We start from the raw sequence: 17486 nt of genomic DNA, 5'->3' as shown, positions 1-17486 counted from the left end.
GGATCAGACGTGCAGATCAACCGTGACCGGCGCATGGTCGCTGGGACGATCCCATTCGCGGACGTCGTCGTGGATGCGGGCGGTATCCTTGACCACGGCGGGGGTCAGGCCGGGCGACGTCCAGATGTGGTCCAGGCGCAGGCCGCGATTCGATTTGCGGAAGTCGGCGGCGCGATAGCTCCACCAGCTGGCCAGTTTCTGGGGCTCGGGGAAACGGTCGCGCAGCACATCGGCGAAACCGCCCGTCTCCTGAAGCCGGTTCAGGGTCTCGACCTCGATCGGCGTGTGGCTGACGATCTTGGACATGTAGCGGTGGTTCCAGACATCGCCTTCGCCCGGGGCGATATTGAAGTCGCCGGCCATGACCAGGGGGCGAGACTTGTCCTGCCTGGCCACGATCGCGGTCAGCTGCTCGTAAAAATCCATCTTGTGATCGAACTTGGGATTCAGCGCCCGGTCGGGAACGTCGCCGCCGGCCGGGATGTAGAAGTTCTGCACGTCGATGCCGGACACGCGGGCCGAGACGCAGCGCGCGTGACCCAGTTTGCAGACCTGGAAGGTGTCGCTGTCCTCAAGCGGCAGGCGGCTGGCGATGGCGACGCCGTGCCAGCCCTTTTGGCCCGCCACGCGAAGGTGGGGCATGCCCATCTCCTCGAAGGCGCCGCGCGGGAACTGGTCGGTGGTGCATTTGATCTCCTGCAGCATCAGGACATCGGGCGCGCGTTCGGCGACGAAGCGGGCGACCTGGTCGATGCGCAGGCGGACGGAGTTGATGTTCCAGGTGGCGAGGCGAAGGGTCATGCCCCCGTCTAGCAGGCGCGCGGCGTAAAAAAAGCCCGGCCGCGACGGGCCGGGCTCTGGGAGGTTCGTCTCTCTCGCCGCCGGGGAGGGGGATATTCCAGGGCGGTAGAACGGCCGCCGCCGCTCGTGTGCCTAAAGTGTCACTGACGATTATAAAAGTCAAATCGTCACAATTGTCCTCTTGTCCGTGCTGATTATGAAACAGTCAGGACGCGGATCAGTCTCGCGGGGTTTGCGTCTGCGGCGCCGTGGCCCATTCGCCGCGCCAGTCGTAGCTGAGCGTCACGCAGTGTCGGTAGGCGCCGTCCGACCAACGGCCCACGGCCTGCATGGTCAGGGGACGCGGCGCACGGACGCGACCCATGATCAGCCAGACCTCGTCGGCGCCGGGACACAGGGCGCGCGACAGGCCGCGGCCGTCGCCGTCCTGATCGATGGCGTAGATATCGTTTTCCTCGGCGCCCTGAGGCATGACGCGTCGCGCGGCGTCCGGTCCGCCGCGCGTGAAACCGGCCGTGCCGCGCGCGGTGGTGGAGAACAGACGTTCCACCTGCACCGCGCCGAACAGACCGCGCCGCACTTGCAAGGTGACGCCCTTGGTCAGCGCCTGGGTGATCCGGTCCGACGCATTATAGGCCAGGTAGCGGGTGTCCGCATGGGCGGGCGCCGCCGCCGAAACGCTGGCGATCAGGGCGAGTGCGGTGGCGGTGATACGGCGCATACGTTTCTCTTCCTCAGTTTTTGCGGCGAGAACGGGGCCTGATCCGATCAGTGCTCGCCGAGGCAGCGCAGCGCGACTTCGAGATTGCGCAGGCCGTCTTCGCCGGTGACGGCTGGCGTTTCGCCGGTCGTGATGGCGTGCGCGAAGGCTTCCAGCTCCTTCTTCAGCGGTTCGGCCGGCCAGCTGTTCAGCATCCGGGTCGAGTAGGAGCCGTCCGGCTGCTGGCCGAAATATTCGGTGACCTGGCGCGTGATCAGATCGGCGACGATGAATTTGGTCTTGGTCGCGACCTGCAGCGTGCGGGTCTTGTAGGGGGTGACCCAGTTGGTGGTGATGTGGGCGATCACGCCGCTGTCCAGGCGGAACTGAAGCAAGGCCGTGTCCTCGCGATCGGCGCGCGTTCGGGCCAGTTGCGGCTGGACCTCGACGATCTCGGAGCCCGTCAGGTGGCGGATGATGTCGATGTCGTGCACCGCCAGGTCGATGACCACGCCGACCTCGCCCATGCGGGGCGGGAAGGGACCGACGCGAGTGACCTGGATCGAGATGATGTCATCGTCGGCGACGGCGCGCTTGACGGTCTCGACCGCGGGATTGAAGCGCTCGACCTGACCGACCATCAGAACGCGGTCATTGGCTTTGGCCGCATCGATCATGCGCTGGGCGTCGGGGACGCTGGCGGCGATCGGCTTTTCGACAAGGACGTGGACGCCCTTTTCCAGCAGGGCGACGCCGATCTCGGCGTGGAATCGGTTGGGCGTGGCGACGATGGCGGCGTCCAGACCGGCGTCGACGAAGGCCTGGGCGGTCGTGACGGGCGATGCGCCATAGGCGGCGGCGACGCCCTCGGCCGTCACCGCATCGGGATCGAAGACGGTGGTCAGGTCGAACTCGCGCATCTCGGAGGCGACGCGTGCATGGTTGCGGCCCATGACGCCGACGCCGGCGACGCCGATCTTGAGGGCGGGGGTGTTCGGCATCGGCTTAGCCCTTGTAGCTGGCGACGGCGGCGACGACCTTGTCCTGGGTCGCCTCGTCCAGATCGGCGTGCATCGGCAGGCTGAGGACCCGGTTCCTCAGCCGTTCGGTGACGGGCAGGCCGCCCGCGCCCTGCGGGAAGCGCTGATAGGCCGGCTGCATGTGCATGGGCACCGGATAATAGACGGCGGTGGGCACGCCGTGATCCTTCAGGTGCGCGGCCAGACCGTCGCGATCCTCATGCTCGATCGTGTATTGCGCCCAGATAGACACCCCGCCGTCGATGACATGGGGCACGGCCGCGACATGGGGCGCGAGGCGTTCGTTGTAGCGGGCGGCGATCCGGTTGCGCCATTCGATCTCCTGACCGAAGACCTTCAGCTTCTCGATCAGGATGGCGGCCTGGATAGTATCCAGCCGGCTGTTCATGCCGATGCGCATGGCCAGATACTTGGGGTCGTGGGCGAAGGCGGCGGCGCCGGCTTCCAGGTCCTTGGCGACGACCTTGCCGTGCACGCGAAGGGAATCCATTTCCTGCGACAGATCGTCGTCGTCGGTCAGCACCGCACCGCCGTCGCCGTAGCAGCCCAGGGGCTTGGCCGGGAAGAAGCTGGTCGTGGTGACATCGGCCCACTTCAGCGGGTGATCGCCGTTCAGGGTGCAGCCGAAGCCTTGCGCTGAATCCGAGATCAGCTTCAGGCCATGGCGGTCGCAGATGGCGCGGATGGCAGGATAGTCGGCGGGCTGGCCGAACAGGTCAACGGCGATGACCACCTTGGGCGTCAGGCGCCCTTCGGCCTTGACCGCTTCGATGGCCGTCTCAAGCTTGGCCGGGTCCATATTGTAGGTGTGGGCGTCGACGTCCACGAATACGGGCGAGGCGCCCAGCCACGGCACGACCTCGGCCGTGGCCGTGAAGGTGAAGCTGGGGCAGAAGACAGCGTCGCCGGTGCGGACGCCCCAGGCGATCAACGGCAGGATCAGGGCGTCGGTGCCGTTGCCGCAGCCCAAGGCATGTTTGGCCTGACCGAAGGCGGCGAGGTCTGCCTCGAACTGACGGACCTGCGGACCCATGACCCAGGCGCCGCCGACGACGGCCTCCTGAACGGCGGCCTCGATCTTGCCGCCAAGGCGCTGGCGCTGGGCCTGAAGGTCGATGAAGGGGATCATGGGGGACGCTCTCCACGGGGGATCGGGGGCGGCGGCCGGACAGGCGGGCCGCGAATGTCGGGTCGTCCTAGCAAGATCGGGCGCGCGGGCCAAATCGCGCGGCGTCACATCGCGTTGCCCTTTGCTACCGCACACAGGCCTTGGCGCCCGTCGGCTTGCGGCCTAAGCCAGCGCCATGACGACACTTTCCGCCGCCCGGACCAGGGTCTCGAACTGGCTGTTCGACCAAGCCCTGCCATTGTGGGCCGAGCGGGGCGTGGATGCGCAGGGGCGGTTCTTCGAGCAACTGGCTTTCGACGGTCGGCCGGTGACCGGCCTTCGTCGTCGCACGCGGGTTCAGGCGCGTCAGGTCTATGTGTTCTGCGAAGCGGCGGCCTTGGGATGGGCGCAGGGTCGTGCGTTGGCCAAGGCCGGGCTGGATCAACTGATAGCCGACCGCCGATGTGAGGACGGCCTTTGGGTCGCGGCGACCGATGACGACGGCGTGGTAATCGATGAGACGCCTGATCTTTACGACCTGGCCTTCGTCCTGTTCGCGCTCGCGGCGGCGCACCGCGTCCTGGATGATGCGCGAGCGCGGCCTCTGGCGCTTGAGACGCTGGCCGCGATCGATCGGTTGATGGCGTCTTCGCGGGGAGGATGGGAGGAGGCCCTGCCGCCGCGCCTGCCGCGGCGTCAAAATCCTCACATGCATATGCTGGAGGCGATGCTGGCCTGGCAGGCGATCGCGCCCAATCCCGCGTTCGAGGCGGCGGCGCGGATGTCGCTGGACCTGTGCAAACAGCACTTCCTGATCGACGGCGCGATCCGCGAATATTTCACCGAGGACTGGTCCGCCGATCCGGCGACGGGTCATGTGATCGAGCCGGGCCACCTCGAAGAATGGGCCTGGCTGGTGAAGCAAGCCGGGGACGACTCGGATCTGGCCACGGCGCTGCATCGCCGAGCGACAGCGCAGGGTTATCGCGACGGATTCGCCATCCGCGAGATCGGCCCGGCGGGAGAGGCGCTGGATGGCGGACGGCGCCTGTGGGCGCAGACCGAGGCCATCCGCACGGGGTTGAGTTTTGGCGACGCGGGCGTTTCGGCACTGATCGCCGCCGTGTTCGACACGCATCTGGCCACCACTGTGCCGGGCCTCTGGGTGGACAGCTACGACGCCCAAGGCCGCTCTCATGACGCGGCGGCGCCGGCGTCCAGCCTCTATCACCTGATGACCGCCTTTTCTGAACTGCTCCGGAGCGACGCATGACCGGCCGGCCCGCCGCCTTTCTGGATCGGGACGGGGTGCTGATCGAGGACAGCGGTTATCCGCATCGTCCGGAGCATCTGATGCTGATCCCCGGCGCTGCGGCGGCGGTGCGGCGGATGAACCAGGCCGGTTATCGCACCGTGATCGTGACGAACCAGTCGGGCGTGGCGCGAGGCCTGTTCAGCGAAGAGACGATGAACGCCTTCAATGATCTGCTGGTCGCGCGACTGGCCGAGGAGGGCGCGATCATCGACGCCGTTTATTCCGCGCCCTTCCATCCCGAGGCGATCGAGGCGCGCTATCGCCATCCCGACCACCCTGATCGCAAACCCAATCCGGGCATGTTGCTGCGCGCCATCGCGGAGCACGATCTGGACCCGACGCGGTCCTTCATCATCGGCGATCAGAAGCGGGATCTGCAGGCCGGAGAGCGGGCCGGGGTGGCGGGCTACCTCTTCAAAGGCGGCGATCTGGACGCCTTCGTGCGCGATGTGGTGGGCCTCTGACGCCGGGCGGTAAGCGGGCGTCGCATTTCCTCGCCTGGTGAATTACTCTGATCGAAAATCGGAGGAGATCGCCAATGAACGCGTCCTATCCCTTTGTCGAACGGCGTTGGACCTCGCCGGATGGTCTCAGCCTGTTCGCGCGCGAGTATGCACCCGGTCCCGGCGTCGCGCGGCCGCCGGTGATCGCCATCCACGGCCTGACTCGCAACAGCGCCGATTTCGAAGCCATAGCGCCGCTTCTGGCCCAAAGCGGGCGGCGGGTGCTGGCGGTGGATGTGCGCGGGCGCGGCCTGTCGGACCGTGCGCCCGACCCCATGACCTATATGCCCGACGTCTATGCGCGCGACGTTCTGGCCCTGATGGAGCAGGCTGGAATCGATCGAGCGGTCTTCGTCGGCACCTCGATGGGCGGGCTCATCACCATGGCGCTGACGGCGATCCGGCCCAGGGCGGTGGTCGCGGCTATCCTGAACGACATCGGGCCGGAGGTGGCGCCGGAAGGTCTGGCGCGGATCGCCGCCTACAGCGGTCAGCCGGTGGAGATCGGCTCCTGGGCCGATGCGGCGGCCTATGCGAAGCGGATCAATGCGGTGGCCTTCCCGCACTATACGGAGCGGGACTGGGACGCCTTCGCGCGACGCATTTTCCGCCAGCAGCCCGACGGCGAGATCACGCTGGACTACGATCCCGACATCGCCGTACCGATCCGCGCGGCGGGGGCCAAGGCGTTGGTCCCCAATCTGTGGCCCATGTTCCGGCGGCTGGCGAAGAAGAGGCCGACGCTGCTGGTGCGGGGAGCCAACTCTGACTTGCTGAGCGCCGACATCGCCGCGCGGATGAAGAAGGCGGCCCCGACGATGTCTTATGTCGAGGTTCCTGGCATCGGCCACGCGCCCATGTTGGACGAGGCCGAGGCCAAGGCGGCGATCTTCGAATTCCTGGCCGAGGTCGATTAGTCCTTGGTCGGATCGACCCGCGACGTATCGCCGTATGTCAGGGCCAGGAAGACGTCCTCCAGGTCCGGATCTTCGGTGGTGATGTCGGCGATGGTGACGCCGGCGGCGCGCACGGCGTTGATGACCTGCTCGACCGACGACTGCCCCTTCTTGTAGGCGACCGCGAAGGCGCCGCCCGGCCGGGGCGTGACCTCGAAGCCAGCCAGCACCGGCGGCGTCGCCTGGGGCGTTTCCGGGGTCACGACGACATTGCGGCTGTCCAGCCGGCGCAGAAGCTGCGGCGTCGGCTCGCAGGCCACAACCTCGCCCCGGTTGACGATGGCGATAGTGTCGCAAAGCTCCTGCGCTTCTTCGAGATAGTGGGTGGTCAGGACGATGGTCACCCCCTCTTCGTTGATGCGCCGGACATAGGCCCAAAGCTGGCGACGCAGTTCGACGTCCACACCGGCCGTCGGCTCGTCCAGGATCAGGATCGGCGGATTGTGGACCAGGGCCTTGGCCACCATCAGGCGGCGCTTCATGCCGCCGGACAGGGCGCGGACATAGGCGTTGGCCTTGTCCGACAGGCCCAGCGCGGCCAGAAGTTCGTCGGACCGGCGCTCGTCCTTCGGTACGCCGTAAAAGCCCGCCTGCACCTCCAGCGATTCGCGCGGGGTGAAGAAGACGTCAGCGACGATCTCCTGCGGCACGACGCCCAGGGCGGCGGCGGCGTCGCGCGGCTCCTTGTCGATGTCGCGGCCCCAGATGGTCACCGAGCCCTCGGACTTCTTCACCACCCCGGCCAGGATGTTGATCAGGGTCGACTTGCCGGCGCCGTTCGGGCCCAGCAGGCCGAAGACCGAGCCGCGCGGAATGACCAGGTCGACGCCGCGCAGGGCCGTCTTGGGCGCAGCCTTCTTGGACCCGGCATAGGTCTTCTTCAATCCCCGCACCTCGATGGCGTTGTCGGGCAGGGCGGGGGTCTCAGACATGGTCGGTTATTCACTCGGACGGGACGGCGAGCGGCATAGGTAGGGCGAGGGACCGCAATCGCCAACCTGTCTAACCAACAGCATCAGACAAGCAGGCTTATCCATGTGTCAATGTTGCTTGACTTGCACGACTGACGTGTCTAGCGTGCTTGTCATAAAGACAACCGCACTTGATGGAGATCGCCGTGACAGCCGTTCAAAAAGCCAAGCCGCCTCTGACCCGCACCCGCCTGATCGGCTTCGTCGCCATGGCGGTCTGCGCCATCGGCTACATCGGTGGAGGACTGGCGCTGCTGGCGGGCAAGACGGATCAGATCGAGATGACGCATGCCGCCATCGCCGGCGCCGCCCTGTTGCTGATCGGCGAGATCGGTCTGTGGGTCGGCGCGGCCTGTCTAGGCCTGACACTGTTCAAGAAGCGCAAGGCGATGCTGAACCGTCTTCTGGGCCGTCGCCCGGCGGCGCCCAGCGAGGTTTGACCTTCGGGGCCGGTCCGCCTAGGAAGCCCGCAAGCCTTTCAGACCCGGACCGGACCATGCCTCCCCGCCATTCCGACGCCATCATCCCGCCGCCCGAAGAGATCGTCGTCTCGACCAAACGCGTGGCCTGCGACGGCGGCGGCGGGGCTCTGGGCCATCCGCTGGTCTATATGGACATGGGCGAGGACGACTTCATCGAGTGCGGCTATTGCGACCGGCGTTTCGTCCTGTCGGCCCAGGCCCACGACGAGAACGAATATCTGAGCCCCGCGGCCCGCGCGCCCGAGGCCCACTGAGACCGTAACCTCAGTTCAGTCGCGGTGTCGCGGCGGTTGGGTCTATAGACGGCTGACACGCTGTTCGGACGGAGACGAGCCTTGCGCTATCTGCACACCATGGTCCGGGTAAAGGACATCGACGCCTCGCTGCATTTCTACTGCGACCTGCTGGGTCTGCAGGAGGTGCGCCGCACCGAGAATGAGGCGGGTCGGTTCACGCTCGTGTTTCTCGCCGCGCCCAAGAATCTGGAACAGTCGGCGGCGGAACGCTGCCCCGAGGTCGAGCTGACCTTCAATTGGGACCCGGAAGAGTATCAGGGCGGCCGCAACTTCGGTCACCTGGCTTACAAGGTCGATGACATCTACGCCGCCTGCCAGAAGCTGATGGACGGCGGGGTGACGATCAACCGTCCGCCGCGCGACGGCAACATGGCCTTCGTCCGCTCGCCCGACGGCATCTCCATCGAACTGCTTCAGGAGGGCGCGCCGCTGGCGCCGGCTGAGCCCTGGGCATCCATGCCGAACGTCGGCGCCTGGTGATGACGGTGCGGACGGCGGCTCTGCTGACGGTTGCGGCGGTCGTGCTGTCGGCCTGCGCCTCGACCACCGAGAGCAACACCGGCCGCACGGCGACGGAGCAGCTGCTCCTGGCGCGCGCCTCGGACCGGGCGGTCGAGGGGCTGGTCCTGCCGTTGCCGACAGGCGCTTCGGTCTTCATCGACGACGCCTATTTCCAGGGCGAGGGCACCCGCTATGCCGTCAGCGCGATCCGGGGGGCGATCTCGGACGCCGGTTTCAGCCTGGCCCGCAACAAGGACGAGGCGAACGCCGTGTTCGAGATCCGCGCCGGCGCCCTGTCGCTGGAGCAGATGCGCCGGGTCTTCGGCATTCCCGAGATGCGGATCCCGATCAACGAGACCTTCAATGTCGTCTCCCTGCCGGAACTGTCGGTCTACAGCCACCGCGACCGTGTCGGGGTCGCCGAGTTTTCCGGCTTCCTCTATGAGGCCAAGACCGGTGCGCCGCTGGGCGCCGTTGTGCCGATGATCGGCACCTATCGCATCCGCAGCCACAAGGCCTTCATGGTCGTGTCCTGGGGCCAGCAGCAGGCCCAGCCGGGTCAACGCGATCCCGGATCGAGCTGGACCGAATTCTGACGCTGACGCGGGGGCGTTGGAGCCCTATGTTCTCGCGATGACCGAGACGACTGCGCCCGAAAATCCAGAGACCGAACGCCCGATGACGCAGGACGGCCCTGCGCTGCGGCTGTGGATGATCGACGCCTCGGCCTACATCTTTCGCGCCTATCACGCCCTGCCGCCTCTGACGCGCAAGTCCGACGGCCTGCCGGTCGGCGCGGTCCAGGGCTACTGCAACATGTTGTGGAAGCTGCTGAAGGACATGAAGGGCGCCGATGGCCCGACCCATCTGGTGGCCATCTTCGACCACTCGGAAAAGACGTTCCGCAACACCCTCTACGATCAGTACAAGGCCCATCGCCCCCCGCCGCCCGAGGATCTGGTCCCGCAGTTTCCGCTGGTGCGCGAAGCGACGGCGGCGTTCGGCGTCCATTGCGTCGAACTGCCCGGCTATGAGGCCGACGACCTTATCGCCACATACGCCTGCAAGGCGCGCGATGCGGGCGGGGAGGCGGTGATCGTCTCGTCGGACAAGGACCTGATGCAGCTGATCGGCGGCGGCGTCGTGATGTGGGATCCGATGAAGGACCGACGTCTGGCCGAGCCTGAGGTCTTTGAAAAGTTCGGGGTTGCGCCTGAGAAGATGGTCGATCTGCAAGCCCTGATCGGCGACAGCGTGGACAACGTCCCCGGCGCGCCAGGCATCGGGCCCAAGACGGCGGCGCAGCTGCTGGACGAATACGGCGATCTGGACACTCTGCTGGCCACCGCCGGCGAGATCAAACAGCCAAAGCGCCGCCAGACCCTGATCGACTTCGCCGACCAGATCCGTCTGTCGCGCGAGCTGGTGCGCCTGACTTGTGATGCGCCGGCCCCCGAGGCGATCGAGGATTTCGCCGTGCGCGATCCCGATCCCGCGATCCTGTCGGCCTTTTTGGAGACGATGGAGTTTCGCTCGCTGCAACGCCGCGTCGGCGACGGCAAGGCCGGGCCCAGCGACGTCTCGGCCTTTGCGCCCAAGCGTGCGCCGAACCTGAACGCGCCGGTCGCAACCCCTCGCTACGGCCAGGTCGTCGAAGGCCCGGCCGAGGTTCAGACCTTCGATCACGCGGCTTACGAATGCGTCCAGACCGAAGAGGCGCTGGATCGCTGGATCGCCCGCGCGATCGAGGTCGGCGTCGTCGGCTTCGACACCGAGACCGATACGTTGTCGGCGACCCATGCGGGGCTGTGCGGCGTGTCGCTGGCGGTGGGGCCGAATGAGGCCTGCTACATCCCCCTGACGCACGAACACGAGCCGCAGGCCGGCGAGGGCGGACTTTTCGGCGAAGCGGGCGAGGCGCCCGAGCCGATCCATCAGCTGGACAAGCCCACGACCCTGGCCAAGCTGAAGACGCTGCTGGAAGACCCGTCGGTCCTGAAGGTGCTTCAGAACGCCAAATACGACATCGCCGTCATGGCGCGCCGGGGCATTCGCGTCGCGCCTTATGACGACACGATGCTGATTTCCTATGTGCTGGAGGGCGGACTACACGGCCACGGCATGGACGAGCTGGCGCGCCTGCACCTGGGCCACGAGCCGATTCCGTTCAAGAGCGTGGCGGGGACCGGCAAGAGCCAGAAATCCTTCAAGCACGTTGCGCTGAAGCCGGCCTCGGAATATGCCGCCGAGGATGCAGATGTGACCCTGCGGCTATGGCGGATCCTGAAACCCCGGCTGGCGCGTGAGGGCCTGTCCACCGTCTATGAGACGCTGGAACGCGGCATGCCGACGGTGCTGGCGGACATGGAGTTGAACGGGGTTCGCATCGATCCCGATCGGCTGAAGCGCCTGTCCAGCGAGTTCGGCCTGCGCATGGCCGAGCTGGAGGCCCAGGCTCATGAGATCGCCGGGCGTCCCTTCAACATCGGCTCGCCGCGCCAGATCGGCGAGATCCTGTTCGGCGAACTGAACCTGCCGGGCGGTAAGAAGACCGCCTCGGGCCAGTGGGGCACCGACGCCAGCGTGCTGGAGGAACTGGCGCTAAGCCACGATCTGCCGCGCGCGATCCTGGACTGGCGCCAGCTGTCCAAGCTGAAGGGCACCTACACGGACGCCCTGACCGCGGCGGCCGATCCAAAGACGGACCGGGTGCACACCAGCTATCAACTGGCCGCCGCCACCACGGGTCGTCTGGCGTCCAGCGATCCCAACCTGCAGAACATCCCGATCCGCACCGAGACGGGCCGCGAGATCCGCCAGGCCTTCATCGCCGCGCCCGGCAATGTTCTGATCAGCGCCGACTACAGCCAGATCGAACTGCGTCTGCTGGCCCATATCGGCGATATCCCCGAGCTGAAGCGGGCCTTCAAGGCCGGGCTGGACATTCACGCCGCGACCGCTTCGGAGATGTTCGGCGTGCCGGTCGAGGGGATGCCGTCCGAAACCCGCCGTCGCGCCAAGGCGATCAACTTCGGCATCGTCTACGGCATTTCGGCCTTCGGCCTGGCCAACCAGCTGAGCATCGATCAGGGCGAGGCCGGGGCCTATATCAAGACCTATTTCGAACGCTTCCCCGGCATCCGCGCCTATATGGACAAGACCAAGGCCGAGGTGCGCCAGACCGGCTTCGTCTCGACCGTCTTCGGCCGCCGAATCCATATCCCGGCCATTCACTCCAAGTCCGGCGCCGAGCGCCAGTTCGGCGAGCGCGCCGCCATCAACGCCCCGATCCAGGGCGCGGCCGCCGACATCATCCGCCGCGCCATGATCCGCATGCCTGCCGCTCTGACCGAAGCGGGCTTAAGCACGCGCATGCTGCTTCAGGTCCACGACGAACTGGTGTTCGAGGCGCCGGAAGCCGAGGCCGAGCGCGCGATCTCTGTGATCAAGCGCGTGATGGAGAACGCTGCAGACCCGGCCGTGGCCCTGACAGTTCCGCTGGTGGTGGATGCTCGCGCGGCCTCGAACTGGGACGCGGCGCACTAGGATCGGGCTAGGCGGCGATCATGCCGATGTCGTCGGGGAGTTCGCCGCGGCCGAGCAGGCCGGTTTCGAAGTCCATGAAGATGTCCATCAACTCCTCGACGTTCACCGGGGAGGCCGACGGGCCGAAGCGGAAGCGCCAGTAGCTGACGATGTGCTGGACGGCCCCCAACTGGTCGCCCAGCTTGGCGAACATGGACGGGGCGTCCAGCAGGAAGTCGCGAAAGGCGATGGGTTGGCCTTCCTGGGTCAGTTTGGCGTAGGCGTCGTCATAGACGCGCAGGGTTCGGCTGACTTCGTCGCATGTCTTGATGATGCGGCCGCGCAGGACGTCGCGACTGCGCCCCAGATATTCCTTGGCGGCGTGATCGACCTTGCCGGCGGGCTTGATGGTGCGGACGGCCTCGGCGACGCCGGCGACCTCGCCCAGCAGGGCGGCGAGCGTCCATTTGTAGTAGAGGAAGCCTTTCCAGCAGAAGACGCCCTCCTGATACTGTTCGGGCGCCAGGCGCAGCGTCAGTCTCAGGGCATCCAGCTGATCGCCGGGCGTGTTCGACAGAATCTTGGACGCCATCCGCCCGGCGGAGTCCGAATTCACGGCCACCGTATCCGCGCCCAGGCTCAGCGTCACCAGCGGCTCGATCTCGCTGCGGACGAAGGCCAGCATGCGCTGAAGGTCGCTGTCGCTGATCGAGAAGTAGCAGGGCGAGGGGTCCAGGCCGCCGCGACGCAATTGCTCGCGCAGCAAAAAGGGGTCCAGCGACGGCAGTTTGTCGATCAGGCGCAGGGTCTCGATGTCGGGATGGTTGGGCGCAACGCCGAACGCCTCCATCATCATCCGCTCGAAGCCGATCTGATTGACGAAGACGTATCGGCCGCCGGTCTTCAGGTCCGCATCGTCGATGGGGATGACCACTTTGGTCGCGACCTGGCGTCGGCCGGTGAATAGATCGGTCTCATTGCGCCGGAGACGATGTTTGATGATCAGGGCGCGGTTCAGCGCCGCCGTACGAAAGATCGGCCGCGCCGCCCAGTCGGGATTGCGCACGGCGCCGTCGGGCCCGCTGTCTCCGTTTTCTTCCCACACACGCAGCAGGTTGAGCACGCGTGCGGTGGAGGCCGAGCCCTTGAGGTGCTCGAGGTTGCGGACGGCGCGATCGGTCATGGCGCTGACGTTAAGCCAACAATCGTCACCAAATGGCTTAGCTCGCGAAATAAAATAGCTGCGGTTGGTGAACTGCTGCCGTTCGACACTACCCGTGGAACAAAGGCTTTGCGCGCCATGCTGGCGCGTGACGGCGATCCGGGTCTAGAACGGCGGCATGCAGATTTTCGACATTCTGATCATCCTCGCGATCCTGGCCGTGACGATCACCTTGGGCTTCGGCCTCTATTCGCTGTTTCGGGGCGGGGACTATGCGCGCAGCCATTCCAACAAGCTGATGCGCCTGCGCGTCGGGCTTCAGGCGGTGGCCGTCATCCTGCTGGTCGTCGGCATGATGTGGAAGGCGACGCAGGGGGCCTGATCATGGTGACGCTGAACAAGATCTACACCCGCACGGGCGATGACGGTCGCACGCGGCTGGCGTCCGGCGCGCCGGTGTCCAAGAGCGATGCCCGGGTCGAAGCCTATGGCGCGGTGGACGAGCTGAACGCGGTGATCGGCGTCGCCCGCCTGAACAGCGGCCAGAACGACCGGATCGACTCCATGCTGGGCCGGATCCAGAACGAACTGTTCGACTTGGGCGCCGATCTGGCTACGCCCCTGGACCCGCCACCTGCGTGGGAGGCCCTGCGCATCGTCGAGAGCCAGGTCGCGCGGCTGGAGCAGGAAATCGACTGGATGAACGAGAGCCTGAAGGCGCTCGACAGCTTCATCCTGCCGGGCGGCGCGCCCTTGTCGGCGCATTTGCATGTCGCGCGCACCGTCTGCCGACGGGCCGAACGCGAGGCGGTGCGCCTGATCGAAAACGGCGAGGCCGTGAACGTCGATGCGGTCAAATATCTGAACCGTCTGTCCGACCATCTGTTCGTCGCCGCGCGACGCGCCAACGCCAACGGCGCCGGCGACATCAAATGGAAGCCCGGCGCGACCCGCTAGGCGAAACCGGTCAGGCGGCGGGACGCGCCGCCGCCAGTGCGGCTTTCTGACGCTCGGCCTCTGCGGCGCGGGCGCGGCTCTGGGCGGCGAGGTCCTGTTCGATCCGAACCAGCTCGCGGTTCTTCTCGGCCGACGCCTCGGCGCGCGACACGCCATTGGGGCGGCCGGTGATCTGGGCGATGGAGATGGGCTGGGCGCAGATGCGGCTTTCCATATCGTACCATTTGCCGGCCGCCTCGCAGCGTTTGCCGGGCGCGACCCAGTAGTCCTGTAGGACGAAAATCCCGACGACCGTGATGCCGAACAGGCCGAAGAAGATCATCGCCAGGCGGGGAAAGGTCAGGAAACGCTTCATCTCGTGGTCCGTTGGATAGGGATCGAAGCCACAGCTTGACCCCACGTTACGTTGACAGGCCTTCGCGACCGCTCCATGTCCTGCCCACACATTCAGGCGATTTCACGGATAGACCCATGAAGGTACTCGTCCCCGTCAAACGGGTGATCGACTATAACGTCAAGGCCCGCGTCAAGGCGGATCAGTCGGGCGTCGATCTGGCCAACGTCAAGATGAGCATGAACCCCTTCGACGAGATCGCCGTCGAAGAGGCGGTTCGGCTGAAGGAAGGCAAGGAACACCATGCCGCCGGCACCGCGACGGAAATCGTCGTGGTCTCCATCGGCGTCACCCAGGCCCAGGAAACCATCCGCACGGCGCTGGCCATGGGCGCGGATCGGGGTCTGCTGATCCAGTCGGACACGGATCTTGAACCGCTGGCGGTCGCCAAGCTGCTGAAGGCGGTGGTCGAGGAAGAAAAACCCGACCTGGTCTTGATGGGCAAACAGTCGATCGACGGCGACAACAATGCGGTCGGCCAGATGCTGGCCGCCCTGCTGGACTGGCCCCAGGCGACCTTCGCCGGGAAACTGGTGATCGATGCCGGCAAGGCCACGGTCACGCGCGAGGTCGATGGCGGCCTGCAGACGATCGCCGCCGAACTGCCGGCGGTGGTGACGGTGGATCTGCGGCTGAATACGCCGCGCTACGCCTCCCTGCCGAACATCATGAAGGCCAAGAAGAAGGAGATCGCCATGAAGGCGGTCGCCGACTACGGCGTTGATGTCGCCGACCGCCTGAAGGTGGTCAAGGTCACCGAGCCGCCCAAGCGCGCCGCCGGCGTCAAGATCGACAGCGCCGCCCAACTGGTCGAAACCCTCAAGTCCGCGGGAGTGCTGTAAGATGGCCGTCCTCGTCATCGCCGATCACGACGGCTTGGCCGTTCGCGACACCACCAATAAGACCGTGACCGCCGCCCTGGCTCTGTCGTCCGAGGTGGACGTTCTGGTCGTGGGGCAGGGGGCGCAGGCCGCCGCCGATAGCGCCGCCAAGATCGCGGGCGTCCGCAAGGTTCTGCTGGCTGAAGGCGCCGGTCTGGGCAAGATGCTGGCCGAGGCGGTCGAGGCGACCGTCCTGCCGCTGGCCTGGGGCTACGACGCCATCCTGACGCCTGCGACCACGGACGGGAAGAACTTCGCCCCGCGTCTGGCCGCCAAGCTGGATGTCGCGCCGATCTCGGACATCATCGAGGTGGTGTCGGCCGATACCTTCGTGCGCCCCATCTATGCCGGCAATGCGCTGGAGACGATCCAGTCGCCGGACGCCAAGAAGGTGATCACGGTGCGACCGACCGCCTTCGCGGCCGCTGCTGATGGCGGTTCGGCCCCGGTCGAGAGCGTCGCCGGCGCCGATGCGCCCAAGACGGCCTTCGTGTCCGAGGAAATGGTCAAGTCGGACCGGCCCGAACTGGGCGCCGCCAAGATCATCGTCTCGGGCGGTCGCGCCCTGGGCTCGGCGGACGAGTTCCATGCCGTGATGGAGCCGCTCGCCGACAAGCTGGGCGCCGCCATCGGCGCCTCGCGCGCGGCGGTCGACGCCGGCTATGCGCCCAACGACTATCAGGTCGGTCAGACCGGCAAGGTGGTCGCCCCGGCGCTCTACATCGCCATCGGCATCTCGGGCGCCATTCAGCACCTGGCCGGGATGAAGGACTCCAAGACCATCGTCGCCATCAACAAGGATGCGGACGCCCCGATCTTCCAGGTCGCGGACTATGGTCTGGTCGGCGACTACAAGACGGTTGTGCCGGAACTGATGGCCGCCTTGGGCTAGGCCCAGGTCGCATCGATCTGAAAAGGGCGCGGCGCCGATCGGAGCCGCGCCCTTTTTCTTGCCCGCAGAGGACCGCATGGCGAATTTGCCTGTAAGGCTGCAGCCCGGCGCTGCGGTTGACCGCATCGACGGCTGGATGAGCGACGCCGAGGGACGACCCGTGCTCAAGGTGCGCGTCCGCGCCCGCCCGATCGAGGGAGAGGCCAACGACGCCCTGACCCGGCTCCTGGCCAAAAGCCTTGGCGTCCCCAAGTCGGCGGTCAGCGTGGGACGCGGTGGACAGTCGCGCTCTAAGATGATCGTCGTGCACGGCCTGGATGACGAAGAGCTGCGCTTGCGCCTCGTCGACGGTCTTTCTGGCGATTGAGGAGAGCCATCCGGCCGATTGGTGCGTTCTATATCTGAACAGGAGACCAGCCCAATGACGATGGACGCCCGCATCCTCCACGCCCGCAGCGGCGTTACGCTCGAGCAGAAGGGCGATGTCTACGCGGTCTCGAGCCTGCGGCTGTCCGAGCCGGCGACCTTTAGCGAAGAAGCGGATGCCCAACGCGCCTTCGATGATGAGGTCGCGGCCTGCGAGCAGGATCCAGAACTGATGTCGCGTCTCGGCGGGGCCTGAGAAGGCGAAACGCCTGTATTTACGGGCTTCAAATTGCCCGGAGGATTACGATTCCTGATCGACGATCTCGGTTTTGCGAGAAACTTCCTCCGAACTCTCAGAATCCGCTTGCTGACAAATCAGCCTCTCCGTATAGAGCCGCCTCGCTCGGAAACGGGCCGGCCGGCGGGGTCGCGGGGGTGAAGATCTCCAAGGTCCCACGGAAGAAAGAGTTGAAAAACTTCTTGCTTTCATCGGTTGGTTTCACTAGGTTCCGCGCTCCAATCGAATCGCCGACGGGTTTTTAGAGGTAAGCCTCGCTTTCCTCCGGTGGTTTCTTGCGGTCTGAAGGGTTCGCTCTTCTCTCCGAAAGATCTCTGAAAAGAGCGGTTGACACGGGG

The 17486-nt window shown here is 66.2% G+C and carries 21 protein-coding genes; 14 read left to right on the top strand and 7 right to left on the bottom strand.

Annotation, left to right across the window (positions count from 1 at the left end; genetic code table 11):
* Positions 1 to 3 precede the first annotated feature (3 nt).
* The 4 genes from ABIB58_RS11730 to ABIB58_RS11715 form a co-directional block, all read right to left on the bottom strand.
* Complete coding sequence (locus ABIB58_RS11730) at positions 4 to 801, bottom strand: exodeoxyribonuclease III (RefSeq protein WP_265150543.1); 798 nt, start codon at positions 799 to 801, stop codon at positions 4 to 6.
* 217 nt (positions 802 to 1018) lie between these two features.
* Entirely contained in the window at positions 1019 to 1522 is a 504-nt protein-coding gene (locus ABIB58_RS11725; protein ID WP_265150541.1) for a hypothetical protein, read from the bottom strand.
* 47 nt (positions 1523 to 1569) lie between these two features.
* Positions 1570 to 2502, bottom strand: coding sequence for a Gfo/Idh/MocA family protein (locus tag ABIB58_RS11720; protein WP_265150540.1), 933 nt, complete (start codon positions 2500 to 2502; stop codon positions 1570 to 1572).
* A gap of 4 nt (positions 2503 to 2506) precedes the next feature.
* Entirely contained in the window at positions 2507 to 3670 is a 1164-nt protein-coding gene (locus ABIB58_RS11715; protein ID WP_265150539.1) for a DegT/DnrJ/EryC1/StrS family aminotransferase, read from the bottom strand.
* A gap of 175 nt (positions 3671 to 3845) precedes the next feature.
* Between ABIB58_RS11715 and ABIB58_RS11710 the strand changes: the two genes are divergently transcribed.
* The 3 genes from ABIB58_RS11710 to ABIB58_RS11700 all read left to right on the top strand — a co-directional run bounded on the left by ABIB58_RS11710 (position 3846) and on the right by ABIB58_RS11700 (position 6384).
* Positions 3846 to 4922 carry an AGE family epimerase/isomerase gene (locus tag ABIB58_RS11710; protein WP_354041057.1) on the top strand — a complete coding sequence of 359 codons (1077 nt, stop codon included), beginning with the start codon at positions 3846 to 3848 and terminating at the stop codon, positions 4920 to 4922.
* Complete coding sequence (locus ABIB58_RS11705) at positions 4919 to 5428, top strand: D-glycero-alpha-D-manno-heptose-1,7-bisphosphate 7-phosphatase (RefSeq protein ID WP_265150536.1); 510 nt, start codon at positions 4919 to 4921, stop codon at positions 5426 to 5428. The genes ABIB58_RS11710 and ABIB58_RS11705 overlap by 4 nt, the downstream gene beginning before the upstream one ends.
* Before the next feature lie 74 nt (positions 5429 to 5502).
* A complete protein-coding gene (locus tag ABIB58_RS11700; RefSeq protein WP_265150534.1) occupies positions 5503 to 6384 on the top strand; it encodes an alpha/beta fold hydrolase in 882 nt (293 codons plus the stop codon).
* On the opposite strand, the gene ABIB58_RS11695 is transcribed toward ABIB58_RS11700, so the two are convergent.
* Positions 6381 to 7355: an ABC transporter ATP-binding protein gene (locus tag ABIB58_RS11695; RefSeq protein ID WP_265150533.1), complete on the bottom strand. Its 975-nt coding sequence runs from the start codon at positions 7353 to 7355 to the stop codon at positions 6381 to 6383. The genes ABIB58_RS11700 and ABIB58_RS11695 overlap by 4 nt on opposite strands.
* Before the next feature lie 185 nt (positions 7356 to 7540).
* Between ABIB58_RS11695 and ABIB58_RS11690 the strand changes: the two genes are divergently transcribed.
* From ABIB58_RS11690 to polA, 5 genes are all read left to right on the top strand, one after another.
* The gene (locus ABIB58_RS11690; protein ID WP_265150531.1) at positions 7541 to 7834 is read left to right on the top strand and encodes a hypothetical protein; all 294 of its coding nucleotides are present in this window, start codon (positions 7541 to 7543) and stop codon (positions 7832 to 7834) included.
* A 56-nt stretch (positions 7835 to 7890) separates the two neighbouring features.
* Positions 7891 to 8130: a zinc-finger domain-containing protein gene (locus ABIB58_RS11685; protein WP_017505425.1), complete on the top strand. Its 240-nt coding sequence runs from the start codon at positions 7891 to 7893 to the stop codon at positions 8128 to 8130.
* Between the two features lie 81 nt (positions 8131 to 8211).
* Positions 8212 to 8652, top strand: a complete 441-nt coding sequence (locus tag ABIB58_RS11680; protein ID WP_017505426.1) for a VOC family protein — start codon at positions 8212 to 8214, stop codon at positions 8650 to 8652.
* A complete protein-coding gene (locus ABIB58_RS11675) occupies positions 8652 to 9269 on the top strand; it encodes a DUF6655 family protein (protein ID WP_055809524.1) in 618 nt (205 codons plus the stop codon). Before ABIB58_RS11680 ends, ABIB58_RS11675 begins: the two co-directional genes overlap by 1 nt.
* Before the next feature lie 37 nt (positions 9270 to 9306).
* Positions 9307 to 12219 (top strand): DNA polymerase I, encoded by a 2913-nt coding sequence (gene polA, locus ABIB58_RS11670; protein WP_354041052.1) that lies wholly within the window; start codon positions 9307 to 9309, stop codon positions 12217 to 12219.
* 7 nt (positions 12220 to 12226) lie between these two features.
* Here the strand turns inward: polA and ABIB58_RS11665 are convergent, their stop codons facing one another.
* Positions 12227 to 13381: a hypothetical protein gene (locus ABIB58_RS11665; RefSeq protein WP_354041050.1), complete on the bottom strand. Its 1155-nt coding sequence runs from the start codon at positions 13379 to 13381 to the stop codon at positions 12227 to 12229.
* 157 nt (positions 13382 to 13538) lie between these two features.
* Here ABIB58_RS11665 and ABIB58_RS11660 point away from each other — a divergent pair, with 157 nt between their 5' ends.
* Together ABIB58_RS11660 and ABIB58_RS11655 are read left to right on the top strand one after the other, a co-directional pair.
* Positions 13539 to 13742 (top strand): twin transmembrane helix small protein, encoded by a 204-nt coding sequence (locus tag ABIB58_RS11660; RefSeq protein ID WP_055755048.1) that lies wholly within the window; start codon positions 13539 to 13541, stop codon positions 13740 to 13742.
* 2 nt (positions 13743 to 13744) lie between these two features.
* Positions 13745 to 14317: a cob(I)yrinic acid a,c-diamide adenosyltransferase gene (locus ABIB58_RS11655; RefSeq protein ID WP_354041047.1), complete on the top strand. Its 573-nt coding sequence runs from the start codon at positions 13745 to 13747 to the stop codon at positions 14315 to 14317.
* A 10-nt stretch (positions 14318 to 14327) separates the two neighbouring features.
* Here ABIB58_RS11655 and ABIB58_RS11650 read toward each other — a convergent pair whose 3' ends face one another.
* Positions 14328 to 14672: a hypothetical protein gene (locus ABIB58_RS11650; RefSeq protein WP_354041045.1), complete on the bottom strand. Its 345-nt coding sequence runs from the start codon at positions 14670 to 14672 to the stop codon at positions 14328 to 14330.
* Between the two features lie 116 nt (positions 14673 to 14788).
* On the opposite strand from ABIB58_RS11650, the gene ABIB58_RS11645 reads away from it, so the two are divergent.
* The 4 genes from ABIB58_RS11645 (at position 14789) to ABIB58_RS11630 (ending at position 17106) form a co-directional block, all read left to right on the top strand.
* On the top strand, positions 14789 to 15553 hold the full coding sequence (locus ABIB58_RS11645; RefSeq protein ID WP_184280012.1) for an electron transfer flavoprotein subunit beta/FixA family protein: 765 nt from the start codon (positions 14789 to 14791) through the stop codon (positions 15551 to 15553).
* 1 nt (position 15554) lies between these two features.
* The gene (locus ABIB58_RS11640) at positions 15555 to 16484 is read left to right on the top strand and encodes an electron transfer flavoprotein subunit alpha/FixB family protein (protein ID WP_354041042.1); all 930 of its coding nucleotides are present in this window, start codon (positions 15555 to 15557) and stop codon (positions 16482 to 16484) included.
* A 76-nt stretch (positions 16485 to 16560) separates the two neighbouring features.
* Positions 16561 to 16851: a DUF167 domain-containing protein gene (locus tag ABIB58_RS11635; RefSeq protein ID WP_161642926.1), complete on the top strand. Its 291-nt coding sequence runs from the start codon at positions 16561 to 16563 to the stop codon at positions 16849 to 16851.
* Positions 16852 to 16905: 54 nt separating this feature from the next.
* Positions 16906 to 17106 (top strand): hypothetical protein, encoded by a 201-nt coding sequence (locus tag ABIB58_RS11630; protein WP_242077583.1) that lies wholly within the window; start codon positions 16906 to 16908, stop codon positions 17104 to 17106.
* Positions 17107 to 17486 lie beyond the last annotated feature (380 nt).

Origin of the sequence: Brevundimonas sp. UYEF29, from assembly GCF_040546195.1 — a bacterium.
Classification (GTDB): domain Bacteria; phylum Pseudomonadota; class Alphaproteobacteria; order Caulobacterales; family Caulobacteraceae; genus Brevundimonas; species Brevundimonas huaxiensis.
This window is presented reverse-complemented; position numbering and strand designations above follow the sequence as displayed.